Below are 22985 nucleotides of genomic sequence, written 5' to 3'. Positions count from 1 at the left end.
CGCTGTCGGATCTCCCCCAAAGCGCAGTCATGCCTGTTCACGCTAGGTCAAACGTCACGGAGCAGACAGTGTCAAAGGTCAGGGGGTGCGGGTGGTACCGGCCTGCGCATGGCCTGATGGCAGGTTTTGCAGCTGAGCGGCATCCAGCCGCAGGACGGGGTAGGCACCGACCTGCTGGGCGGCGTACCACGGCGAGCGCAGAAAGAAGAAGTCGAGGCGTGCCTGGCTGTTGGCGGCGAAGGCCGGATCGTCGTGCAGCTTCTGCTCGAACTCGGTCTTGAGTGCAGGGTTCTTCGCCAGCATCTCGCGCGCCAGCTTTTCCAGCACGCGCGGCTCGGCGTACTCCTTGGCCTCGAAGATCGCGTCGAGATATCCCCAGCGCAGCAGCGAGTCGGGTGCCTGCGGTTCGAACAGGTTGATCGCCACGTTGGCGGCGCGCTGGTCCAGCGGCACGATTACCGAGCCGGCCGGCAGCACCACCTCGCGTGATACGGCATGCAGGTCGAAGTCACGCAGCATCAAATGGCCTTCGAACGGCTTGCTGGCCCACTGCGGATGGTCGAGCTGATAGCCCTCGGCGCGGATCGTCAGCGGCTGATCGATGCGGCGGTACTGGATGCCGTGTGCATCGAGCTTGTCGATGATGGTCGTCCACTGCGCCGGCACCACATACGCCGTCGGTGGGGTGATCGACAGACCCGGCAGCAGGCCGTTCCAGTTGTCGATGCTGTACGTTTTCGGCTGGCTCGGGTCGTACTGGATCCATGTGCTGTTGGAAATGTCGCTGTGGCTGAGTGAGAACGCATAGCCCTTGAGCTCGAACTTCGTCGATTGCGGATCCGGCTTGAAGGTCAGCGGCACGCGTGCTTGCGCATCGCGGGCGCGGGCGACGGTGTCGGCATCGGCTTTCGCGGTGGTGGCGAGCAGCGTGGCCGGATGCTGGTTGATCTGCTCCAACATCAGCTCGACCAGGTCGTACACGGCATGCACGCGGTTCGCGTACGGCTTCAGCATGTGCGTTTCGATCAGCAGGGCGGGGCGGTTCTGCAGCGCCGCGTAGCCGGTGGAAAAGCGCTGGCCGGAACCGAAATTCTCAATCCCTTTGCGCGGATCGCGGCCATCCTTGAATTCCAGATAGATCGAGGCGAGGTGGCCGCGCTTTTCATACGCAGGTATCGCATGGTTGACGATCATGTCGTGCTGCCATGCACTCACCACCGGATCGAGCTTGTGCGGATCCTCGGTGTACCAGGTCAGGTCGTACTGGTAGTCGGCACCGTCGGTGGTATGCACGTCGATCAGGAAATCCGGCAACCAGCGCTGCCACAGCTTTAGCCACGCCAGCATCTCCGGCGCGTCGGCTTTCACGTAATCGCGGTTGAGGTTGAGGTATTGCGACTGGCCGCGGAAGCCCATGCTGTCCGGGCCGTTCTGGTTGATGCGGTGATACGGCGACGAGTTCGCATGGCCGTCCACGCTGAACACCGGGACATAGACCAGCACCAGATGATCGAGCACGTGCGGGTACTTGTGGGTGATCGCGATATCGCGCAGCAGCATCAGGCCGGCGTCCTTGCCCTCGATCTCACCCGGATGGATGCCGGCCTGCAGCAGCACGATCGGCTTGCCGGCCTTGCGTGCAGCGACAGGATCGAACGTGCCGTCGCCGCTGGCGATTACTACCGTCATCGGTCGCCCTTCCGGCGTGGTGCCGTAGGTTCCCAGGCGAATGACGCCCGGTGCCGCCTGCTGCAGCCGTTTCAGGTAGACCAAGGTATCGGCATAGCTCGGCGTGGTGCGGAACTGCGCCGCCTCGGCCGGTGTGGTCCAGTCGGTGGCAGTCGGATCGGCGGCGTGTGCGGTTATGGCGGCAACCCCGAGCAGGGCGGCCAGCAGGACGTGACGCAGACTCATGCCTGTTCTCCGGCGCTGTCATGCCGTAGCGTCGGGGGCGAGGCAGGCAGGGTATCGGGCGCCACCGCGCCACCGGAGATGATGAAGGCCATCGCCTGGTCCATCGTCCAGTCGGTCGGGGTCAGCTCGTCCAGTGGGAGCACGACGAGATAGCCGCCGGTGGGGTTCGGCGTAGTCGGGATGAACACCGCCGCCATCTCGCGGCCGCTGCCGTCCTCGGTCATCACCCGGGTGACGAAGCCGACCACCTTCATGCCACGGCGCGGAAACTCCACCAGCACCACCCGTTGCACGCCGGACGGCTTGTTCTGCAGCACCGCCATCAGTTTCTTGGTGCCGCCGTAGATCGTCTGCACTACCGGGATGCGTGCGAGCAGGCCGTCGAACGCATTGATGAAACGCTGGCCGATCACCCGGGTGGCTATCCAGCCGAGCAGGTAAAGCGCACCGAGCGTGATCAGCAGCGCGACGATGAAGGTCAGCGATTGAGTGCCAAGTGTGGCTGCGGCACGGGGTGCCACCAAGGCCAGCGCGCCGAGGAACGCATTGACCAGCGGTGCGCCGATATCGGCCAGCGTGCCCAGTACCAGTTTGAAGACGGCCCAAGTCACCCATAATGGAATGAAGGTGAGCAGGCCGGTCAGCAGATAGCGTTTGAAGCGCAGCGGGCGCATGGGGTAATCCGGTGGATTTGGTTTAGGGGATTTCGCATTGTAGGGGAGGGTGGTGGTTGTGCTGCGGCTTGGGTGCAAGGTTCCGGCGCGAGGTTACCCTCGCGCCGTCGTCCTTCCAGCGAAGGCCGGAATGACGAACAAGAGGCGATTGACCTGCGCATGCTCAGTGATCAGCCCGAACAAGCCGCCAGCGTCCGCGATGGTATCGCGCAGTTTTGTCGTAAGGTTCGACTTCCCGATCCGGGTGTGTGCCGAGGCCTGCGATGAATCTCACGGCAGTCGAAATCAAGGCGTTCGTGCCGGCGCTCGATTTTGCGTTGTCCGAGCAGTTCTATCTGGCGCTCGGCTTCGAGGTGCCGTGGTCGGAAGATGGTCTTGCCTACGTCCGCCATGGGGAGACGAGTTTTCTGCTGCAAGCGTTCAATGAGCCGGCGTTCATCAGGAATTTCCAGATGCATCTGCTGGTCGAGAACGTCGATGACTGGCATGTCCACGTGCTGGCGGCCGGTGTGCCTGCGCGTTTCGGCGTGGAAGTGGGCGAGCCGACTGACCAGCCCTGGGGCATGCGTGACTTCACGCTGTTCGATCCCAGTGGCGTGCTCTGGCGGGTGGCGCAGAACATTCCGTAGGCGCTTCGCGAGCTCTTCCGTGTCGATCCCGTGTGCTGTGGGCTAAGCATGCCTGGCCGGGTGCGTGGACGCGTCCTGTGATTTTTTTCCGTACCCTGCGAATCATGGGTGGAACGGAGGGGAAACGACGTCCATGACTGCCAGGCAACACCAGCAACGCTTCGAGTCGTTGCTGCACGAACATCGCCGGATCGTGTTCAAGGTGGCTGGCCTGTACAGCCGCAATGCGGCCGATCGCGATGATCTGGTGCAGGAGATCAGTGCGCAGCTGTGGCGTTCGTTCGCTGGCTATGACGCGGCACGGGCGAAGTTTTCCACCTGGATGTATCGCATCGCGCTGAACGTGGCGATCTCGCAGGCGCGGCGCGAGCGCCGGTCGGAGGCGGATCGTTTCGAGCCGCTGGAGGCGCATCACCTGGAAACCGTCGGCGGCGGCGAGGCGATACCCGAACAGGACGAGCGGCTGACCGCGCTGTACGCCTTCATCGGCCAGCTCGATCCGCTCAATCGCGCGCTGATCCTGCTGTACCTGGAAGACCGCAGCTACATCGAGATCGCCGAGATCCTCGGCATCAGCGAAACCAACGTGGCGACCAAGATCGGTCGCATCAAGCAAAAGCTGCGCGGGCAGATGACCGCGGCGGCAACCATGGGAGCATGAGCATGGAACTGGATGAGATGAAGCTGGCTTGGCAGGCGCTCGATCATCGACTGGAGCAGCAGCACGCGTTGAACGTGCAGATATTCAGGGATACCAGGCTGGATCGCCTGCGCCGCGGTCTGCGGCCACTGGTGTGGGGGCAGGGGGCGCAGATTGCTCTGGGCATCGGGGTGATGCTGTGGGGAGTCGCGTTCTGGAGTACGCATACGCGCATATGGCAAGCGATGGCCTGCGGCATCGCTGTCCAGGTGTTCGGCATCCTGACGATCGTGTTCTCGGCGCGGGTGCTATCCCTGGTACAGGGTATCGACTATGCGGCGCCGGTGCTGGTGATCCAGCGTCGGCTGGCGACGCTGCGCGCATGGCGGATCAAAGTGGAGGCTCCGGTGTTCGCTGTGCTGGGGAGTCTGATCTGGATTCCGGTCATGCTCATGCTGATCCAGTACGACTGGGATCGGATGGGTTACGCCGACTGGTGGAGCAGAGCCCCGGGGCTGGTGCTGTGGATGGTGCTTTGCGGCGTCATTTCGCTGGGCGTGGTTGGATTGGCGTATGGCCTGATCCGCTGGGCGGGTCACCGGCGCTGGCTGGAGAACAACTTTGCCGGCCGCAGCGTGCAGAAGGCCGAGTCCGTACTGGCCGAGCTCAAGCGCTTCGAGAGCGAATGAGCGCTCAGCGCGCCTTCGGTTTCAGCCGCACGTAGATCTGCTTGCGCACGCGGGCGATCACTTCGCCGCTCGCGGTGACCACCTCGGTCTCGAACCAGCGCAGCACTTTCTCGCCACCGGCCGCCGCTGCACGCAATTCGTCAACGACGCTGCTTTCCAGATTGAAGTGCGCGTAGACATCCTCGCGGCCCGGCGCGACGAAGTCGATCGCGCCGGCCTTGTCCCACACGTAGTAGTCGTCGCCGAGCTGGTGCATCACCAGCAGCATCCAGAACGGATCGGTCATCGCGAACAGGTTGCCGCCGAACTGGGTGCGTACGTAGTTGTGGTTCCATGGGCGCAGCCGCAGCACCACCTTCGCCTCGCTCCAGTCGGCGCTGATCGATTGCACGCGGATGGAATTGCACAGGAACGGCGGCCACAGGTTGAGCAGGCGGCGGAAGGTGGATGCACGCATGATGCTTTGGAATCCGGTTTTCTGTAGAGGCGGCTGTAGGAGCGGCTTCAGCCGCGATGCTCTTGCAGGATCAAAAAGGCATCGCGGCTGAAGCCGCTCCCACATGATCTGGATCTGGCAGGAGCCGCTGTGTAGCCATATTCAGAACAGCAGCGAAGCCATCTTGCGACGGTAGCGGCTGACCAGCTCAGCATCGTCGAGCGTGGCGAACGCGGCGAGCAGGCGCTTCTTCGCCTGGCCGTCGTTCCAGTCGCGGGCTTTCTGCAGGATCATCAGGAACTGCTCGAGCCCGGCCTCGGCGTCGCCTTCCAGCAATAGCCGTACGCCGAGCTGGTCATGCGCGGCCCAATCGTTGGCGTCGGCCTGCACGCGCTGCTGCAACTGTGCCTTCGCGGGGGCGTCTTTCAGCGCATGGGCCAGTTCCAGTTCGCTGCGCAGGCGCACGGCGCGTGCGTCGGTGGCGAGATTGGCCGGCAGCGCAGCCAGCTCCGCGGCAGCGGCGTCCACCTGGCCGGCGCGCATCAGTGCCAGCGCCAGATCGAGTTTCAAGTCGGGCTTGCCCGGTTCGGCGGCGATCGCCTGCTGCAGGCGGTCGATCGCCTGTTCGGGCGTTTCCGGCACGATCTCGGCTCCGCCCGCCTCGGCGGGCGCTTCCAGCGGCTGCACATGGCGCGACAGGAATTCGCGCAACTGGCCTTCCGGCAACGCGCCAGCGAAACCGTCGAGCACCTGGCCGTCCTTCACCAGCACCACGGTCGGGATGCTCTTGATGCCGAACATGCCGGCCAGTTCCTGCTGCGTATCCACATCGACCTTGCCCAGCCGGAACGCGCCGTTGTACTCGGCGGCCAGCTTTTCCAGCATCGGCCCGAGGGTCTTGCACGGCTCGCACCAGGTCGCCCAGAAATCCACCAGCACGGGCGTGGTCAGGGATGCCTGCAGCACATCGGCTTCGAAACTTTGCTGTTCCACGTCGAAGACATGGGCGGGGGCAGCAGTGGCATCAGTCACGGGAAACTCCAGTTCGGCGGATGCGGTTCAGATCAGGGCAATCACCAGCATATCAAGCGGTGCAGCGCGTTCACGATAGATTTGCGAGAATCCACGGATCGTCACGCCGGAACCCGACCGCGAGCCTATGGGTACGACCTCATCCGAAGCGCTGCTGATCTGCGAGCACTGCGACACGGTCTATCGCCGGCGACCGCTGGCGCGTGGCGACGTGGCGCAATGTGCGTGCTGCCATGCGGTGCTGGAACGGCATCACGGGTTGAGCGTGAATGTCATGCTGGCGTTGGTTATGACGGCGATGATCGTGTTCGTGCAGGCGAACATGTGGCCGATCGTCACCCTCGGACTGAATGGCCAGCTCAGTGGTGCCACGCTGTGGGGCACGATCATCGTGATGTGGCAGCAGCAGGCACAGGTGGTTGCGGTGCTGGCTGCCGGCACGCTGTTCTTTTTTCCGCTGCTCAAGATGTTTCTGCTCGGATGGCTGCTGTGGTTTGGCCGCCTTGGCCGCCGCGCACCGGGTTTCGTGCCGATGATGGTGACCTTGCACTACCTGCAACCGTGGACGATGAGCGAGGTGTTCGTGCTCGGTGCGCTGGTGGCGATCGTCAAGGCGCATCTCTACTTCGACGTGGTGGCGGATCCGGGCATCTATGCCTACGCAGCGCTGACCTTGCTGATCACCATCTTTGCCGGCGTCGACCTGCGCCAGTTGTGGGAACTCACGCCGGAGGGTCCGGCATGAGTGCGTTCCCACGTGCCGCCGACCTCGGCCTGATCGGTTGCCATGTGTGCAAGCTGGTGATTTCCGCAGACACGCCCGCTCGCGTTGATGTCGCCGACGAGCTGGCGTGCCCGCGCTGCGGTTCCGTACTGCACCGGCGCAAGCCATACAGTTACATGCGCACGTGGGCATTGATGATCGCTGCGTTCCTGCTGTACATCCCGGCCAATGTGCTGCCGATCATGCGCACGGCCAGCTTGAACGACATCGACGACAACACCATCATCAGCGGCGTGGTGGAGCTGTGGGTCAAGGGATCGCCGGATCTGGCGATCATCGTGTTCACCGCCAGCATCGTGGTGCCGGTGCTGAAATTCCTTTCGCTAGGCACGCTGCTGCTGAGCAGCCAGCGCGGTAGCGGCTGGGCACGGCCGCAGCGTGCAAAACTCTATCGGCTGGTCGAGTTCATCGGCTACTGGTCGATGCTGGATGTGTTCGTGGTGGCGCTGTTGACGGCCCTGGTGCGCTTCGGCCTGCTGAGCCTGGTCGAGCCGCTGCCCGGTGTGATTTTTTTCGGCCTGACCGTGGTGCTGACCATGCTGGCCTCGATGAGTTTTGACCCCCGGTTGATCTGGGATGGCAGGGATAGTGATGACTGACGACCGCCGCACTGAACAGGATGGCCCGGACGGCAGCGAACTGCCGCGACCGGTGGTGCGGCATCGTCGTTTCAATGCCTCGCTGATCTGGCTGGTGCCGGCGCTGGCCGCACTGGTCGGCCTTTCGCTGGTGGTCAACAGCTGGCTGCAGGCCGGCCCGACCATCACCATCAGCTTCCAGAGTGCCGAGGGCCTGGACGCCGGCAAGACGCCGGTGAAATACAAGAACGTGGTGATCGGCCGGGTCAACAAGATTCATCTCAGCGGCGATCACAGCCATGTGCTGGTCAAGGTGGCGCTGGAAAAGAGTGCCGAGAGCTTCGCCACCCAGGGCACACGCTACTGGGTGGTGCGGCCGCGGATCGGACTGGGCGGCGTGTCGGGCATCGATACCTTGCTGTCTGGTGCCTTCATCGGCGTCGACGTGGGTGATTCGAACGCGCCGGCGGACGAGTTCAAGGGGCTGGAGACGCCGCCGGCGGTGAACCATGGCGCGCCCGGGCGCAGCTTCGTGCTGCACAGTGACGACCTTGGTTCGCTGGATATCGGCTCGCCGGTGTATTACCGGCGTATCCAGGTGGGCCGGGTGGTGTCCTACCAGCTGGATTCGAGCGGCAAGGGCGTCTCGTTGCAGATCTTCGTGGACGGTCCCAATGACAAGTTCGTCACCACCGCCACGCGCTTCTGGAATGCCAGCGGCATCGATGTGTCGGTCGGCGCGAGCGGGCTGAAAGTCAATACGCAGTCGCTGGCGTCCGTGCTGGCCGGTGGCCTGGCGTTCCAGGATCCGGCTGGCCCGCATGACAGCACGCCGGCGCCGGAAGAAACCGAGTACACATTGTTCGGCGACCAGGCCAGCGCGATGGCGCCGCCGGATGGCGAGCCGCATTACATCCGCATGCGCTTCGAGCAGTCTGTGCGCGGGCTGGCGGTGGACGCGCCGGTGGAGTTCCTCGGCATCAACATCGGCAAGGTGGTCTCGATCAAGCTGGATTACGACGAAAAGGCGCAGCGCTTCCCGGTGGTGGTGGGGGCGGTGGTCTATCCGCAGCGCCTGGGCAATGCCTATGACAAGCTGGAGGCGCTGGCCAAGGCGCGCGGCGAGAATCCGGACCTGTCGCAGTTGATGGGACGCCTGGTCGAGCATGGTCTGCGTGCGCAGGCACGCAGCGGCAATCTGCTGACTGGCCAGCTGTATGTGGCGCTGGATTTCGTGCCGAAGACGCCGAAGGTGGACTTCGATCCGAATGCCAAGCCGCTGATGATCCCAACCGTGCCCGGCAGCTTCGACAAGCTGCAGGAGCAACTGGCCGATATCGTCGACAAGCTCGACAAGATCCCGTTCGAGAGCATCGGCAAGAACCTCGACCAGACCCTGGCCGGGCTCAACGCCACGATGAAACAGGTCAACGGCCAGACCCTGCCGGAATTCAAGAACACCTTGAAGGGCGTGCAAAAGACCATGGGCACCGCCAACGAGGCGCTGTCCGGCGACTCGCCGCTGCAGCAGAACCTGGGCAGCACGCTGGGGGAACTGCAGCGCATGGCGCGGTCGCTGCGCGTGCTGACCGATTATCTGAGCGGTCATCCGGAGGCGCTGATCCGTGGACGCCGCCCCGATGCCAAACCTGTCGATACGCCAGCGGCCGCGATAACCGCGCCGCCGGCATCGACCACCCCACCGTCGCAAGGGAATCCGCCATGATCCGTATCGGAATGCGTCTGTTGGGCCTCGGTGCTGTGCTGGCTCTCACAGCCTGCGCTTCGGCGCCGCTGCATTACTACACGCTTGTTGCACCGGTCGGCGAGCCGGCCGGTGGGCTGATGGCGCAGTCGGCAACGCCGTCGCTGCCGTTCGAATTGTTGCCGGTCGGCATCCCGGCCCAGGTCGACCAACCGCAGCTGGTGGTGCGCGAGGGCGGTCAGGCGGTGGCCATGCTCAACAGCGAGCGCTGGATCGCTCCACTCGGTGACGAGGTGCGCAGCGCGCTGTCGGGCGATCTCGCGCGAGAACTGCACAGCCAGGACGTCAGCGGCCTGCCCGGCAACGAGCAGCCGCTGCTGCGGATCAAGCTGGACCTGCGTCGCTTCGACTCGCAGCCCGGCGGCTATGCCCTGATCGAGGGCAGTTGGAGCGTGCGGCTGCTGCATGGCGCCCATGCCGGCGCACTAGCCTGCAGCAGTCGTATCAACGAAACCGTGGGGCCGGGCTATGCGGCGCTGGTGCAGGGACACCAGCGCGCGATCGGCCAGCTGGCGGCGCAGATTGCCAGCGCGGCGCGGGCGCTTGGCAACGGCCAGGGCGCCGCGTGCCCGGCCGGATAAGCCGCGGCAGGCTTGGCGCCCGGCCCGTGCTGGGCTAGTCTGACCAGTTCTCTGCGGCCAGCTCCAATCTGGCTGCGCAAACCGCACCATGGCACCGGAAATCATGCAGGACATTCAAGACCCGAACTCTTCCGAACCGGGCGACGCGGCCGAACAGGGTTACCGCCCGCAGGCGGTGGAAGCCGCTGCGCAGGGTTACTGGAATGCCCGGCACGCGTACGAGGTGACGGAGGATGACTCCCGGCCGAAGTTTTTCTGCCTGTCGATGCTGCCGTACCCGTCCGGTGCGCTGCACATGGGCCACGTACGCAACTACACCATCGGCGACGTGATCAGCCGCTACCAGCGCATGCAGGGCAAGAACGTGCTGCAGCCGATGGGCTGGGACGCGTTCGGCCTGCCTGCCGAGAACGCGGCGATCAAGAACAATACCGCACCGGCGAAGTGGACCTACGCCAACATCGACCACATGCGCAGCCAGCTGAGGTCGCTGGGCTACGCGATCGACTGGACCCGCGAATTCGCCACCTGCAAGCCGGACTATTACCGCTGGGAACAGCTGATGTTCACCCGCCTGCTGAAGAAGGGCATGGCGTACCGCAAGAATTCGGTGGTGAACTGGGATCCGATCGACCAGACCGTGCTGGCCAACGAGCAGGTCGTCGATGGTCGCGGCTGGCGCTCCGGCGCCATCGTGGAGAAGCGCGAGATCCCGCAGTGGTTCCTGAAGATCACCGACTACGCGCCGGAACTGCTGAGTGGTTTGGATACCCTGCCGGGCTGGCCCGACGCGGTCAAGACCATGCAGCGCAACTGGCTGGGTCGCAGCGAGGGACTGGAGATCCAGTTCAAGCTGGAGGGCATGGAGGGCAACCGCGAAGCGCTTAGCGTGTTCACCACTCGCCCCGATACGCTGATGGGCGTGACTTTCCTGTCGATCGCCGCGGAACATCCGCTGGCGTTGAAGGCCGCGCAGGATGACGAAAAGCTTGCCGCTTTCATCGCCGAACTGAAACACGGTGGTGTCTCCGAAGCCGAGCTGGAAACCCAGGACAAGCGCGGCATGGACACTGGCCTGCGCGCGATCCATCCGGTCAGCGGCGAGCCGGTCCCGGTGTGGGTCGCCAATTTCGTGCTGATGGGTTACGGCACCGGCGCGGTGATGGCGGTGCCGGCGCATGACCAGCGCGACTGGGAGTTCGCGCAGAAATACAGCCTGCCGATCAGGATGGTGATCGTCGATCCGTCGGTGATCGACGCGTTGAACGAGATCGAGCACGACCTGTCGCATGGCGTGGGCATCGATCCGATGCGGGCGGCTTTGCAAGGGCGCGACAGCAACGCGCAGGACATCTCGGCGCCGCTGCGCGTGGTCGAGGAATTCGAGCGGCGCATACTCGAGGACGCTGCCTGGACACCGCGCGGCGTGCTGGTCAATTCCGGCGAATACGACGGCATGGATTTCGGCCAGGCGCTGGACGCACTGGCGACGCGATTCGAGCGCGACGGCAGCGGTTCGCGCCGGGTCAACTGGCGCCTGCGCGACTGGGGCGTCAGCCGCCAGCGCTACTGGGGCTGTCCGATCCCGGTGATCTATTGCCCCAAGTGCGAAGCGGTGCCGGTACCGGAAGACCAGCTGCCGGTGGTGTTGCCCGAGGATGTGGCATTCAGCGGCGTGCAGTCGCCGATCAAGGCCGATCCGGAATGGCGCAAGACCACCTGCCCGCAGTGCGGCGGACCGGCCGAGCGCGAGACCGACACGTTCGACACCTTCATGGAGTCGAGCTGGTACTACGCGCGCTACACCAGCCCCGGCGCGAACGCGCAGATCGACGAGCGCGCCAACTACTGGCTGCCGGTCGACCAGTACGTCGGCGGCATCGAACACGCGATCATGCATCTGCTGTACTTCCGCTTCTATCACAAGCTGTTGCGCGACGCGGGCATGGTGCACTCGGACGAGCCGGCGCAGAACCTGCTGTGCCAGGGCATGGTGATCGCCGAGACGTTCTACCGCGACAATGCCGACGGCTCGAAGGACTGGATCAACCCGGCCGCGGTCGAGATCCAGCGTGACGACAAGGCCCGCGTGATCGGCGCGACGCTGAAGACGGACGGCCAGCCGGTGCAGATCGGTGGCACCGAGAAGATGTCGAAGTCGAAGAACAACGGCATCGACCCGCAGACCATGGTCGGCAAGTACGGCGCCGACACCGTGCGGCTGTTTTCGATGTTCGCCGCGCCGCCGGAACAGTCGCTGGAATGGAGCGAAGCCGGCGTCGAAGGCATGGCGCGCTTCCTCAAGCGGTTGTGGCGCGAAGTGACCACGCATGCGGCGAATCCGGATCATCCGGTCACCGATCCGGCGGCGCTGGATCCGGGCCAGAAGACCTTGCGTCGCCAACTGCACGAGACGATCCAGAAGGTCAGCGACGATTTCGGCCGGCGCCATGCATTCAACACCGCGATCGCCGCGCTGATGGAACTGCTCAACGCGTTGGGCAAATTCGGCGACCAGAGCGAGCAGGGTCGCGCGGTACGGCATGAGACGCTGGAAGCGATGGTACTGCTGCTCAATCCGGTGGTGCCGCACATCAGCCATGCGTTGTGGCAGGTGCTGGGCCACGCCGAGACCGTGCTGGAGGATCAGCCGTGGCCGAAGGCCGACCCGGCCGCGCTGGTGCGCGACACGCTTAAGCTGGCAGTGCAGATCAACGGCAAGTTGCGCGCTACCATCGAACTGGCCGCGAATGCCTCGAAGGAAGAAGCCGAGGCCGCCGCGCGCGCGCAGCCGCAGGTGGTGCATTTCCTGGAAGGCATGAGTGTGCGCAAGGTCATCGTGGTTCCCGGCAAGATCGTCAACATCGTCGCAGGATGAAATCCATGAGCTTCATGAAAGCGCGCTGCCTGTTTCAAGCTACGCTGCTGCTGATGTCGGTGCTTGCCGTGACCGCCTGCGGTTTCCATCTGCGCCAGAGCGCGGCGCTGCCGCCGTCGCTCCAGCGCATCCATCTCACTGTCAGCGGCGGTGGCGAATTCCCACGCATGCTTTCCCGTGCGCTGGAGACTTCAGGCGTCACCGTCGAGGACAATAGCGGCCCCGGCATAGCCGAGCTGCATGTGCCGATGGCGGCATTCGGCACCGACTCGCTGAGCAATGGCGGCTACGTGCGCATCACCGAGTACTCGGTGCATTACCAGGTGAAATTCGATGTGACCGGTCATGACGGCCAGTCGCTGGTACCCCCGCAAACCATCAACATGTCGCGCGAATACAGTTACGACGCGGCCAACACGGTCGGCAACGCCTCCCAGGTCGAGCAGATCCAGCACAGCCTCAACGACGACATGGTGCAGGCAATCCTGTTCCGCCTGCAGGCGGCCGGCAAGCACGGGCTGGCCGTACCGGCGAGCGCCGCCAGCACGCACTGATGCCGCTCAGTTCCGGTCAGTGGCAGAAAGCGTTGGCGGCTGACCGCCTGGCGCCGGTATACCTGCTCGCCGGCGAGGAGTTGCTGGTACTGGAGGCCGCTGATGCGTTGCGCGCACAGGCGAAGAAACTCGGCTACAGCGAACGCGAGGTGATTGACGTCACCCAGCATTTCGACTGGGACGATCTGGCGCGTTCCGCCGCCGGCATGTCGCTGTTCGCCACCCGCCGGCTGATCGACCTGCGCCTGCCTACTGGTCGCCCGGGTACCGAGGGTGCCAAGGCGATCAACGCGTTCTGTGCCGATCCGCCGCCGGATGTCACTCTGCTGATTACCGCGATGGAGTGGAGCAACAAGCACGATGGCGCGTGGAGCAAGAAGCTCGACGCCAGCGGCACGATGGTGGTGTTCAACGCGCCGCGGCCGAACGAGTGGAGTGCGTGGATCGGTGCGCGGCTGGCCTCGCGCGGACTGTCCGCCACGCTCGACGCCGTCGCCCTGCTGGCCGAGCGCGTCGAAGGCAACCTGCTCGCCGCCGCGCAGGAAATCGACAAGCTCGCCGTGTTGCATGGAGAGGGCCGCATCGACGCCATCGAGATGGAAAACCTGGTCGCCGACAGCGCCCGCTACGACGTGTTCAAGCTCACCGATGCCGCGTTTGTTGGCGATGGCCCGCGCGCGCTGCGCATCCTCGCCGGGCTGCGTTCCGAGGGCGACGAACTGCTCGCTCTGATGGGCTGGCTGGTAAATCAATTGCAACTGGCCTTGCGCCTCGCCAACGCGCACGACCTTGCCGCCCAGTTCCGTGCCGAACACCTGTGGCAGGCACGCGAGACTTTGTTCCGCCAGGCGCTGCGCCGTGCGCCGCGCGAGCACTGGCTGCAATGCCTCGCACGTGCCTCGCGTATCGACCGCATGGTCAAAGGCCGCGAGAGCGGCAATCCGTGGCAGGAAGCCGAACGGCTGATCGCCGCGATCGCCGAACCGCGCGTGGCCAAGGCGCTGGCGTGAAACCGCTCGCGATTTTCGGGGGCACCTTCGATCCGGTGCACCTGGGTCATTTGAGCGTGGCGTGGGAAGCCTCCGAACTGCTCGACGCCGATGTACGCCTGATGCCGGCGAGCGTGCCACCACATCGACCGCCACCGACTGCTTCGGCACAACAGCGTGTGGCGATGCTGCGCGCCGCGCTGCAAGGCCAGTCCCGCCTCATGCTTGACACGCGCGAGCTGGAACGTGAAGGCCCGTCGTACACGATCGATACCTTGATCGAGCTGCGGGCCGAGCAGGGCGATCGCCCGCTGGTGCTGCTGATCGGTGCGGATGCATTTGCGAATCTGGCGACATGGCATCGCTGGCGCGAGCTGTTCGATGTCGCGCACATCGGCGTATTGAGCCGGCCGGGCGTGGACGCCACGTTGCCGGACGAATTGGAACGCGAGGTGGCTGACCGTCGCACGGCCGACGCGTCTGCCTCGCAAGGGCTTTCTGCCGGCAAGCTCATCGAGCTGGTGGTGACCCCGCTGGAAATTTCCGCTACGCGCATTCGCGAGCTGCTCGCTGCCGGACGTGATCCGCGTTATCTGCTGCCGGCGGGGCTGTTCGATGAATCCGCCCTGCTGGCCCCCTATCGGCGCTAGACGTGTGCGGTGCCGGTGCACCAGTCAGCGCGCAGTGGCCGACGTATTCGCCCAGACACTGTTCGGCTCACCATGGCGACCACGGCGCGCGGTGGCACGCGCCATCGCGGCGAAGCCGATGGCCAACGCGAGCGCACCGATATCGATGCCGAACAACGCGCCATGCCCAGCCGCCGCACTGCGCCAGAACCACCAGCCGCTGGCGACGCCATGGGCAACCGGAATCAAGGCGGTGACGATGGCCGCCAACCACAGTAGCTCGTGTGCAACATGCACCGGCGGACGCCATGCTGCCCACAACGCGCACAGCGCCCAGCTGACGAAACAGACCCAGCGTTCACCGGTGCCTACGTTCCAGTCGAAGCGTGCGGACAGCAACGGCAGCAGTTGTGCGGCGACGAAGGCGGCGGAGATGGCGACGCACACGCCGATGCAGATGCCGACAGTGGCTCGGGCCATGGCGATCTGCGCACGGCCCTGTGCCGGCTGTCGGCGCTTGCGGCGCGATTCGATCCACAACAGATTGCCGGAATAGAACAGAAACGCGCCGCCCAGCCCCAACAGGAAATACAGCCACTTGATGGTGATTTTGCCGTAATCGCCGAAGTGCAACGCATACGTCGCCGCCAGCGTGGCGTGGTTGGCATCGCGGGCGCCAGGCAACTGGGCACTGAGCAAGGCACCGGTGGTGGCATCGAGCGCCACGGCACCGCCGCCCAGTGCGCGCGGTGAGGTACCGGTGATTTCGACCACCGCATGGGCGTCGTCGGCATGGGCAAGCTTGAGATAGGCCGGCTGGAAATCGGCGAGGCCCTGGCTGCGCGCCACCGCGATCGAGCGTGCATGCCACAGCGCCAGCGGGCTGAGCGGTTTGGCGATATCGGCTTGCTGCAGCACGGGCGCCGTATTCATCGCAGCGGACGATGCCGCCATCAGCTTGCCGTGGTAAATCAGCGGGTTCAACGCCAGCATCAGCGCAAACAGCAGGCACAGCACAGCGCCGGTGACTGCGAACATGAGATGGAACGGCAGGCTCAGCACGCCGATCACGTTGTGCGCGTCTTGCCAGAAGCGCTTGAGGTTGCGACCGGGACGCAGCGCGAACAAATCTTTCGTCAGTCGCGGCAGATGGATCACCAGTCCGGATACCAGGGCCACGCCGTACAGCAGGCTGACGATGCCCATCAGCCAGGTGCCGACCGGCGGGATGCCCAGCGAGTAATGCAGTTCGTTGACGAGCTCGGGCAGCGCGGCCACCAGCGGAGTCGGACTGCCGGCCAGATTGTCCTGGGTGGCAAACAGCCAGGTGCCATGGCTGTCCTGCCAGTATGCCGTAGCCTGGGTCAACTCGTAACCGGGGAAGGTCATGCCGAGGTGATCGCGGGCTTCCGGGTGCTGCGCCAGCATGCTGTCGAGCAGGCGCTGGGCGTCATCCAGCGTGCCGTTGCGGGCATCGACGGCGTGCGGTGTCGCCCACTGCTGCAAGGCGTGCTGGAACACCGTGATCGCGCCGGCATAGAACGCTACGAACAGCGCGAAGCCAGCAACCAGGCCCACCCAGGAGTGCAGCGTGGTGAAGGTGCGCATGGTGGTTGATTTCAGTTTCATGCGATCAACCTCAGCGGACGCGGTCGAGCGTTTGCAGGAGCCACAGCAGGCCGAATCCCAGCAAGGCCAGCGCGCTCAGCCAGCTCCAGGCGCGCTGGCCGCTGGAAAACAGGAAGCTTGCGCAGATCACGCCGATCCAGATCGGAAAGAATGCGATGAGGCCCGGCACCAGCGTCTGTTCCCATGACCCGGGCAGCATCCAGCAGACCAGCCCCAGCAGTGCTGCCGCCACGAAGAAACCCGGCAACACGCCGGCGCTGGCACGTCCCCACATCAATCGTTCTCCGCGACGGTGGCATCGGCACTCGGCGTGCCGCTGAGCAGGGCCAGGTACGGAAGTGAGATCAGAGCCAGCATCCATGTGGCCAGCATCGCGCACAGCCCGACGGCGACACCCAGTGCGATGATCCACACGGCCAGCGCCAGCATCGCGCACAGCCCGCCTGACACAGGCGCTTGTCGCCGCCAGCGACGACAGGCCTGCCACATGCAGTGCGGCGATGCGGCATACAACACGACGGCGGAGAAGGCTGTCAGCGCGAGGGCCAGGCTGCTCAACAGCAGATTCATACCAGCGACCTTACCAGCGGTAACGCGCGCTGAGGGTAACGTTGCGCTGGTAGCCGTAGTAGCACCAGACGGCGCTGTTGCAGACCGAGACATATTCCTTGTTGAACAGGTTGCTGGCGTTCAACTGCAGCCGCCAGCCAGCCACGTCGTAATGCACGGCGGCATCGAACAGCGTGTATTCCGGCGTCTTCCACTGATTGTAGATGTCGCCGTAATGGACGCCGACATAGCGCATGCCGCCACCGAAGCCGAGGCCAGCCAGTGCCCCGTCCACGATGGTGTAGTCGAGGCCCAGCGAGGCCTGCTGTTTCGGCAGCAAGGCGATCTGCTTGCCGAGTGATGGCAGGTCAGTGGTCTGGGTCACTCTCGAGTTGCTGTAGGTGTAATCGCCGTAGACGGTGAGGTTGCGATTGAAGTTCCAGCGACCCTCCAGCTCCAGACCGCGCAAACGTGTTTCACCCTGTTGCACCTGGAACAACGTGTGATTGGGATCGATCGTCAGCGAGTTCTGCTGGGTGATCTGATAGGTGGCCAGCGTGAGCAGCCCATTCCCGCCAACCGGCTGGTACTTGATGCCGGCCTCGTACTGGTCACCGGTGGTGGGCTTGAACGCGTTGCCGGCGAAACCGGTGCCGACGGTCGGCTGGAACGAGTGCGAGTACGAGACGTACGGCGCCAGTCCGCTGTCGAACAGGTAGTTGACGCCGACACGGCCGGAAAACGCGCTGTCGGTCTGGGTCGCCGTGCCGACGTTGCCGATCAGGTTGTCGGTATCGGTTTTCACGTGATCCTGGCGACCGCCGATGATGATGCCCCAGCGGCCGAGTTTGATCTGGTCCTCCAGATATACGCCCAATTGCGTCTGGGTTTGCACGGTACGGCTGGTGTAGGCGGGAATCGTCACCGGGCTGCCGTAGACCGGGTCGAATATATCCAGCGGGGGCGCGTTGAAATCGAACGCGGAGGCGTAGTCATCCTTCGAACGACGGTAATCGAGCCCGGCCAGCACGGTGTGCTGCAGGCTGCCGGTGTCGAAGTCGTATTGCAGGTTGTTGTCGACGCCGAAAGTCTTGGTGTGATCCTCGTTCGGGAAATAATAGCGTAGCAAGGTGCGCTGATCGGCGAGCAGGCCGAACGCGCCGACGTTGGCGCCATTGTTGTCGACGTTGGCGATGCCATAACGCAGGTTCTGGTTGAACGCCACGCCGCTGGCGAAGTCGTGATGGAACGCGTAGCCGATCGAGGCGAGCGTCTTGTTGTAATCGTTCTGGCCCGGCTCACCGGTGAAGCGGTCGGCTGGAATCTTGCCGTTCGGGTTCGGTAGCAAGGTGCCGTCGGCGGGCAGAAAACCGGCGCCGGATGCAGTGTTGGCCTTCTGGAAGCGCGAGAGCAGGGTCAGCGATGTCGAGTTGCTGGGTTTCCAGGTCAGCGCCGGTGCGAGGTAGTAGCGATCATCCTTGATGTACTGGGTCGAGGTGTCGCTGTTGCGAGCCAGGCCGGTAAGTCGATAGAGCAAGGTGCCGGAGTCATTCAGCGGGCCACCGAAATCGAACGCCAGCTGGCGCAGATCGAAGCTGCCGACCTGGGCTTCCACTTCATGCAGTGGTTGATCGGTCGGCTGTTTGCTGATCATGTTGACCATGCCGCCCGGCGGCATCGCGCCATACACCACCGACGAAGGGCCTTTGAGCACTTCCAGTTGCTGCAGTCCATACGGCTCGATGCGGGTGATGCTGGTGCCCGAGCCGTTGGCCAGCGCGAGGCCATCCAGATACATGGCAGGCGTAAAGCCGCGCACCAGCAGCCAGTCGCTGCGTGAGTCGCTGCCGTAACCGCCGCCCTGCGCGCCGGCGGTGTACCACACGGCTTCCTCGATGCCGTGGATGCCGCGTTCGCGCATCTGCTCATCGGTGATCACCGACACCGACTGCGGAATCGCGATGATCGGGGTATCGGTCTTGGTGACCGTATTGCTGTCCTTGGCGATCGGCGCCGTCACCTGCACGCCGCCGAGCGTGGTCGCGGTTTTCTGTGGCGCGTTCGTGCTGGCGTCGCTGGTTGTCGCCGTATCGGCGGCATATGCCGGCACGGCTAGCGCCACCAGCAGCGGCAAGCCGCACAAGGCCGTGCGGATCGCCTGCGGCAGTGCGAAAAGGCGGTGCATGGCGACATCGCGCGAAACGGACGGACAGCGGAATGGTGACATCGGGAGCCCTGTGGACAAACTTGTGTGGATCGGACTGATCCGCTCCTGTCGTCGCCGGTCGTAGTTGAAAGACTGACCGGGCCTTCGTCGCGGGAGGATCGTGTTTCCGCACTGGGTGTCGCTGGTCGTCGGTGCAAACCGAGTCCCCGAGCAGACTGCGCTCCAAGTGAGAATGATTCTCATTATATAGATGGATTGACCGATCGGCAATCCCGCCCGCGAGTACGTCTTGCGGCGCAAGCTCGCTGGGTCGTATGCGCAAACTGCTTGCGATCGGTGCGAGCCGGATTACCTATTGCCGGCGGTCGTGGCCGGGGAGATGGATACGTTGTCGCTGTAACGGGCCAGGTAATCGCGTAGTTGCCGCGAGCCGTCACCACCAGCGGCAAGCGCGATGTAGCCATCCGGCCGGATCAGATAGAACGCATGGCGCTTGAGGCCAGCGCGTGGCATATCGGCGTTCCAGGCAAAGACGTGCAGCGGAAGCTGATGCTCGGCGCAGGTCGCTGTCAGCTCCGCGCTTGCTTCGCCGTAGACATGCACTTGCCACGTCAGCGATGTGAGCGGGTCGAAATTGTCGTGTGCCGTTGCCGTGCGCACCCATGGCAATCGATCGCCGCCATGCACGGCGCCAGCCCTGCCTGCACTCAGTGCGCTGTGCCGATAGTCGATGCCGATCTGCGACATCGTGCGGAACAGGAATCGGCGCAGCGTGGGCCATCGGAACAGCCATGGCGCGATCAAAGGAATCAGCCTTGTGCGCACCTGCCGCGCGAGCGCACCGTCGCTGGTGGCCAGGGTGAATCCGCGATCCGTGGTGGCTACCAGTCGTCGGGCAAAGCGGATGCGTTCGGCTTCGTAGGTGTCGAGCACGCTGTCGGCAGCCTGGTGGTTCAATACGGCGGCGAGTTTCCACGCCAGGTTCACCGCGTCGCCGATGCCGGTGTTCATGCCCTGGCCACCGGCGGGGCTGTGGATATGCGCGGCATCGCCCAGCAGGAACGCGCGCCCTTGCCTAAAGGAGGGCGCGACCCGGTGGTGCACGTGGTAGGTCGAGAACCAGTTCACCTTCGCAATGACGAGCTGGAGTTGTGTGATAGCGCGCGGGCTGACGTCGTCGAACGCCAGCTCGCTGTTTTCATCGGCGGGTTCGCGCACGGTGCCAACGAGGCGTATGCGACCGTTTCCCCTGAGTGGAAAGACCGCGAGGAAATCGGCATCGTCGAGGTCGATGTGCAGTTCATGATCGGTGACCGGGCCCTCGGCATCCACGTCAGCGACGTAGAAGCGCTGCGTATAGGTCCCCCCGGGAAAGGTGATGCCAAGGACCTCGCGCACGATCGAACGCGCGCCATCGCAACCGGCAAGATAGGCAGCACGGCAGCTCACTTCGGTGCCATCGGATTGTCGCAGCGTGGCGCGTACACCATTGCCGGTTTGCTCGAAGCACAGCAGCTCGGTCTGGCGCTCAACGGCCACGCCCAGCGTCTGCAGCCGTTCGATCAGCAAGCGCTCGTGGGCATCCTGAGGAAACACCAGCGCCGAGGGAAACGAACTCAGCCCTTCGCCGATCTGTCGGAAAGGCACCCGTGCGGCCTTGCGACCCCTGACCCACAGATTGATGCCGGCAATCGTGACGCCACCGTCGACGACTGCATCAGCGATGCCGAGCTGCCGGTAGAACTCCAGTGTGCGCGATTGCACGGCCAGCGCACGCGAGGTGGTTCCCGCTTCGGCGGTCTTGTCGATGATGCGCACGCTGACGCCGATCCGGGTCAGCCACAGCGCCAGTACCAGCCCGGTGGGACCGGCGCCCGCGATCAGTACCTGCGTGTCATGGACACCTGTCGATGAAGATTGCATGGCGCAAGTGTGCTCCTGAAGCGAGCCAAATCATCCCAGCTGGAGATGGATTTACGCACCACGCTCCAGCTGCCCCTGCACCTCATTGATCGAATCGCGGATGCGTTTGCTGAAGACCGAATCATCGTGATGGATCAGCAGCAAATGCTCCGTGGCGCGGGTCATCGCGACGTAGAGCAGACGCGCTTCATCGGCCTCAGTCTGACCGGGCTTGGGCAGCGAGCCGAGGCCGGGGATGATCACGAACGGGAATTCCAGGCCTTTGCTGGAATGCATGGTGACCAGCTTCACGCTGTCCTCGACCACGAACAGCGTGTGCTTGCCGGTGCTGTCGGCAAGCCGACTGGGAATGCTGGTGCGTTGCAGTGCCTCATGCAGCTTCTCGCCTTCCCACTGGTTGCGGAACAACACGGCCATGTCGGAATACGGCCGGCCGTGCGCGTGCTCGTCGCGCAGTCGGGCGATCAGCACATCGAGCTGGGCGCCGGCGGAGTCGGTGCGCACCAGTTCGGGCAGGGCGCCACGACGGCCGGCGCTTTCCGGTGCGATCAGCGGCACGCCGTCGTCATCGTCGCCGCGCGATTCGAGGAGTTCATGGGCGAAGCCGCGCGCGACCGAGAGGATCTCCAGTGTGTTGCGGTAGTTGAGCTTGAGAATGGTGGTACGGCCCTGCGCCTGCACGCCCAGGCTCTTCCAGCTGATCTTGCGGCGGTCGGCATTGCCGTAGATGTTCTGCGCGTCGTCGTACAGCACTAGCAGCGAATTGGTGGCCGGATCGATCATCTGCACGATCAGCTTGTACCAGTCCGGTTCGAAGTCGTGGCCTTCGTCGATCAGCACGGCGCCGTACTGGAAGCGCGGAATCTGGCCGCGATCCACGCCTGCGATCACTGCCGGCGGCAACGCCTCGAAGAACGCTTTACCGTTGCCTGGCGGCAGCGGTTCGTTATAGGCCACCAGCATCTTGCGGCACCATTTGTGGAAGTTGTAGACCTGTACTTTCTCGCTGAGCCCGCGCTCGCCGATCAGCTGTTCGAGCCTTGCGGCCAGGGTCTTGTTGTAGCAGAGCACCAGGATGGGTTTGCCCAGTTCGCGTGCCAGCTGCATCGCGCGGAAGCCGAGGATCATCGTCTTGCCGGAGCCGGCGACGCCGTGGATGATCCGGTGCTCGTCGCCGAGCGAACGCGCCAGTTGCTCCTGCTGCGAGTCCATCACCTTGATCAGGTCGGGAATTTCCAGTGGGCGTACCGCTGCAGCGGTGGGACCGAACAGGCCGAACTGGCCACTGCCCGGCTCCACTCGCAACTCGGGGAACAGGTGCCAGCGCACACGGTCGATCTGCGGCAGCGTGAGCGTCACCGGGAACACCTGCGGGAACATTGCCCACAGCCGTTCCTGGAACGCTTCGGCGTCGACTGTCTCGTACAGCTCGTCGCGGCAGATCACCAGATGCTCGGGCAGCACTTCGCCCAGCGCGCCTTCGTCGAATTGTTTGCGGGTGATATTGGCCAGCACCACGCCCCACGCCCACGGCATGATCAGCTTGCCGGCATGGCGCGAGCCTTGCGAGTGGCGCAGCGCCGGATCGCGCTCCAGCACCACGCCGATTTCCAGCGCATAGGCGCGTGCCTGCAACAGCGGGTTGGCCTCCTTGACCAGGCCGCGATCGGTGACCAGGGTGAACTGGGTGCTGTCGGCATGGCGGATGGTGTCGGCCTTCCAGTCCTTCACCTCCAGCACCAGCAGGCCGCGGCGCGGATGGAACACCACGAAGTCCGGATGGCGTTGTTTCAGTCCGACGGGCACGTCGTACCACAGCAGGTAGTCGTCTTCGAGTTTTTGCTCCAGCCGTTCGGAAACGCGTTTCTCGCCGCCGGTCATGCGCGGCAGGCAGCTGTTGCGGGTCGGAATGAGTGTTGCCACAGGCGCCCCTGACTGACGTGTC

At 64.3% G+C, this 22985-nt stretch carries 21 protein-coding genes; 11 read left to right on the top strand and 10 right to left on the bottom strand.

The features are described from left to right. Positions 1–78 precede the first annotated feature (78 nt). Positions 79–1914: a M14 family metallopeptidase gene (locus B0E48_RS08000; RefSeq protein ID WP_077517616.1), complete on the bottom strand. Its 1836-nt coding sequence runs from the start codon at positions 1912–1914 to the stop codon at positions 79–81. After that, on the bottom strand, positions 1911–2588 hold the full coding sequence (locus B0E48_RS07995; protein WP_077517615.1) for a DUF502 domain-containing protein: 678 nt from the start codon (positions 2586–2588) through the stop codon (positions 1911–1913). Before B0E48_RS07995 ends, B0E48_RS08000 begins: the two co-directional genes overlap by 4 nt. A 263-nt stretch (positions 2589–2851) precedes the next feature. Between B0E48_RS07995 and B0E48_RS07990 the strand changes: the two genes are divergently transcribed. From B0E48_RS07990 to B0E48_RS07980, 3 genes are all read left to right on the top strand, one after another. Beyond that, positions 2852–3217 (top strand): VOC family protein, encoded by a 366-nt coding sequence (locus B0E48_RS07990; protein ID WP_077517614.1) that lies wholly within the window; start codon positions 2852–2854, stop codon positions 3215–3217. Positions 3218–3350: 133 nt separating this feature from the next. Continuing rightward, positions 3351–3878 (top strand): sigma-70 family RNA polymerase sigma factor, encoded by a 528-nt coding sequence (locus B0E48_RS07985; RefSeq protein WP_077517613.1) that lies wholly within the window; start codon positions 3351–3353, stop codon positions 3876–3878. Between the two features lie 2 nt (positions 3879–3880). Beyond that, positions 3881–4546, top strand: a complete 666-nt coding sequence (locus B0E48_RS07980; protein ID WP_254423894.1) for a hypothetical protein — start codon at positions 3881–3883, stop codon at positions 4544–4546. 4 nt (positions 4547–4550) lie between these two features. Here the strand turns inward: B0E48_RS07980 and B0E48_RS07975 are convergent, their stop codons facing one another. Together B0E48_RS07975 and trxA are read right to left on the bottom strand one after the other, a co-directional pair. Continuing rightward, complete coding sequence (locus B0E48_RS07975; protein ID WP_077517611.1) at positions 4551–5003, bottom strand: DUF4442 domain-containing protein; 453 nt, start codon at positions 5001–5003, stop codon at positions 4551–4553. 141 nt (positions 5004–5144) lie between these two features. Further along, positions 5145–6014, bottom strand: a complete 870-nt coding sequence (gene trxA, locus B0E48_RS07970) for a thioredoxin (RefSeq protein ID WP_077517610.1) — start codon at positions 6012–6014, stop codon at positions 5145–5147. 127 nt (positions 6015–6141) lie between these two features. Here trxA and B0E48_RS07965 point away from each other — a divergent pair, with 127 nt between their 5' ends. The 8 genes from B0E48_RS07965 to nadD all read left to right on the top strand — a co-directional run bounded on the left by B0E48_RS07965 (position 6142) and on the right by nadD (position 14793). Beyond that, a complete protein-coding gene (locus B0E48_RS07965) occupies positions 6142–6759 on the top strand; it encodes a paraquat-inducible protein A (RefSeq protein ID WP_077517609.1) in 618 nt (205 codons plus the stop codon). Next, positions 6756–7397 carry a paraquat-inducible protein A gene (locus B0E48_RS07960; protein ID WP_077517608.1) on the top strand — a complete coding sequence of 214 codons (642 nt, stop codon included), beginning with the start codon at positions 6756–6758 and terminating at the stop codon, positions 7395–7397. Before B0E48_RS07965 ends, B0E48_RS07960 begins: the two co-directional genes overlap by 4 nt. Then, positions 7390–9102, top strand: coding sequence for an MlaD family protein (locus B0E48_RS07955; protein ID WP_077517607.1), 1713 nt, complete (start codon positions 7390–7392; stop codon positions 9100–9102). The genes B0E48_RS07960 and B0E48_RS07955 overlap by 8 nt, the downstream gene beginning before the upstream one ends. Next, positions 9099–9722, top strand: coding sequence for a PqiC family protein (locus B0E48_RS07950; protein ID WP_077517606.1), 624 nt, complete (start codon positions 9099–9101; stop codon positions 9720–9722). The genes B0E48_RS07955 and B0E48_RS07950 overlap by 4 nt, the downstream gene beginning before the upstream one ends. A gap of 103 nt (positions 9723–9825) precedes the next feature. Beyond that, positions 9826–12600 (top strand): leucine--tRNA ligase, encoded by a 2775-nt coding sequence (gene leuS / locus B0E48_RS07945; RefSeq protein ID WP_077517605.1) that lies wholly within the window; start codon positions 9826–9828, stop codon positions 12598–12600. 5 nt (positions 12601–12605) lie between these two features. Next, positions 12606–13154, top strand: coding sequence for an LPS assembly lipoprotein LptE (gene lptE, locus B0E48_RS07940; RefSeq protein ID WP_077517604.1), 549 nt, complete (start codon positions 12606–12608; stop codon positions 13152–13154). After that, complete coding sequence (holA, locus tag B0E48_RS07935; protein WP_083743673.1) at positions 13154–14164, top strand: DNA polymerase III subunit delta; 1011 nt, start codon at positions 13154–13156, stop codon at positions 14162–14164. The genes lptE and holA overlap by 1 nt, the downstream gene beginning before the upstream one ends. Further along, positions 14161–14793 carry a nicotinate-nucleotide adenylyltransferase gene (gene nadD, locus B0E48_RS07930; RefSeq protein WP_083743672.1) on the top strand — a complete coding sequence of 211 codons (633 nt, stop codon included), beginning with the start codon at positions 14161–14163 and terminating at the stop codon, positions 14791–14793. The genes holA and nadD overlap by 4 nt, the downstream gene beginning before the upstream one ends. 24 nt (positions 14794–14817) lie before the next feature. Here nadD and B0E48_RS07925 read toward each other — a convergent pair whose 3' ends face one another. The 6 genes from B0E48_RS07925 to B0E48_RS07900 all read right to left on the bottom strand — a co-directional run bounded on the left by B0E48_RS07925 (position 14818) and on the right by B0E48_RS07900 (position 22963). Further along, entirely contained in the window at positions 14818–16401 is a 1584-nt protein-coding gene (locus B0E48_RS07925; protein ID WP_077517602.1) for a PepSY-associated TM helix domain-containing protein, read from the bottom strand. A 10-nt stretch (positions 16402–16411) separates the two neighbouring features. Further along, on the bottom strand, positions 16412–16675 hold the full coding sequence (locus B0E48_RS07920) for a hypothetical protein (RefSeq protein WP_077517601.1): 264 nt from the start codon (positions 16673–16675) through the stop codon (positions 16412–16414). Beyond that, the gene (locus tag B0E48_RS07915) at positions 16675–16971 is read right to left on the bottom strand and encodes a hypothetical protein (RefSeq protein ID WP_077517600.1); all 297 of its coding nucleotides are present in this window, start codon (positions 16969–16971) and stop codon (positions 16675–16677) included. The genes B0E48_RS07920 and B0E48_RS07915 overlap by 1 nt, the downstream gene beginning before the upstream one ends. A gap of 10 nt (positions 16972–16981) precedes the next feature. Beyond that, a complete protein-coding gene (locus B0E48_RS07910; RefSeq protein ID WP_139350201.1) occupies positions 16982–19135 on the bottom strand; it encodes a TonB-dependent siderophore receptor in 2154 nt (717 codons plus the stop codon). Positions 19136–19465: 330 nt separating this feature from the next. Then, complete coding sequence (locus tag B0E48_RS07905) at positions 19466–21040, bottom strand: FAD-dependent monooxygenase (protein ID WP_077517596.1); 1575 nt, start codon at positions 21038–21040, stop codon at positions 19466–19468. A 51-nt stretch (positions 21041–21091) separates the two neighbouring features. Beyond that, positions 21092–22963, bottom strand: coding sequence for a 3'-5' exonuclease (locus tag B0E48_RS07900; RefSeq protein WP_217317871.1), 1872 nt, complete (start codon positions 22961–22963; stop codon positions 21092–21094). Between the last annotated feature and the right edge of the window lie 22 nt (positions 22964–22985).

The organism is Rhodanobacter sp. C03, from assembly GCF_002001175.1.
GTDB lineage: Bacteria > Pseudomonadota > Gammaproteobacteria > Xanthomonadales > Rhodanobacteraceae > Rhodanobacter.
The sequence above is the reverse complement of the archived record's forward strand: the minus strand, read 5'-3'. Positions and strand labels throughout refer to the sequence as shown.

What these genes read in the sequence shown, in the direction of transcription:
- lptE (WP_077517604.1), top strand. Translation starts at nt 12,606, where the DNA reads ATGAGCTTCATGAAAGCGCGCTGCCTGTTTCAAGCTACGCTGCTGCTG.
- B0E48_RS07920 (WP_077517601.1), bottom strand. Translation starts at nt 16,675, where the DNA reads ATGTGGGGACGTGCCAGCGCCGGCGTGTTGCCGGGTTTCTTCGTGGCG.
- B0E48_RS07965 (WP_077517609.1), top strand. Translation starts at nt 6,142, where the DNA reads ATGGGTACGACCTCATCCGAAGCGCTGCTGATCTGCGAGCACTGCGAC.
- B0E48_RS07980 (WP_254423894.1), top strand. Translation starts at nt 3,881, where the DNA reads ATGGAACTGGATGAGATGAAGCTGGCTTGGCAGGCGCTCGATCATCGA.
- B0E48_RS07975 (WP_077517611.1), bottom strand. Translation starts at nt 5,003, where the DNA reads ATGCGTGCATCCACCTTCCGCCGCCTGCTCAACCTGTGGCCGCCGTTC.
- B0E48_RS07960 (WP_077517608.1), top strand. Translation starts at nt 6,756, where the DNA reads ATGAGTGCGTTCCCACGTGCCGCCGACCTCGGCCTGATCGGTTGCCAT.
- B0E48_RS07955 (WP_077517607.1), top strand. Translation starts at nt 7,390, where the DNA reads ATGACTGACGACCGCCGCACTGAACAGGATGGCCCGGACGGCAGCGAA.
- B0E48_RS07910 (WP_139350201.1), bottom strand. Translation starts at nt 19,135, where the DNA reads ATGCACCGCCTTTTCGCACTGCCGCAGGCGATCCGCACGGCCTTGTGC.
- B0E48_RS07985 (WP_077517613.1), top strand. Translation starts at nt 3,351, where the DNA reads ATGACTGCCAGGCAACACCAGCAACGCTTCGAGTCGTTGCTGCACGAA.
- leuS (WP_077517605.1), top strand. Translation starts at nt 9,826, where the DNA reads ATGCAGGACATTCAAGACCCGAACTCTTCCGAACCGGGCGACGCGGCC.
- B0E48_RS07925 (WP_077517602.1), bottom strand. Translation starts at nt 16,401, where the DNA reads ATGAAACTGAAATCAACCACCATGCGCACCTTCACCACGCTGCACTCC.
- B0E48_RS07905 (WP_077517596.1), bottom strand. Translation starts at nt 21,040, where the DNA reads ATGCAATCTTCATCGACAGGTGTCCATGACACGCAGGTACTGATCGCG.
- holA (WP_083743673.1), top strand. Translation starts at nt 13,154, where the DNA reads ATGCCGCTCAGTTCCGGTCAGTGGCAGAAAGCGTTGGCGGCTGACCGC.
- B0E48_RS07915 (WP_077517600.1), bottom strand. Translation starts at nt 16,971, where the DNA reads ATGAATCTGCTGTTGAGCAGCCTGGCCCTCGCGCTGACAGCCTTCTCC.
- B0E48_RS07950 (WP_077517606.1), top strand. Translation starts at nt 9,099, where the DNA reads ATGATCCGTATCGGAATGCGTCTGTTGGGCCTCGGTGCTGTGCTGGCT.
- B0E48_RS08000 (WP_077517616.1), bottom strand. Translation starts at nt 1,914, where the DNA reads ATGAGTCTGCGTCACGTCCTGCTGGCCGCCCTGCTCGGGGTTGCCGCC.
- B0E48_RS07990 (WP_077517614.1), top strand. Translation starts at nt 2,852, where the DNA reads ATGAATCTCACGGCAGTCGAAATCAAGGCGTTCGTGCCGGCGCTCGAT.
- B0E48_RS07995 (WP_077517615.1), bottom strand. Translation starts at nt 2,588, where the DNA reads ATGCGCCCGCTGCGCTTCAAACGCTATCTGCTGACCGGCCTGCTCACC.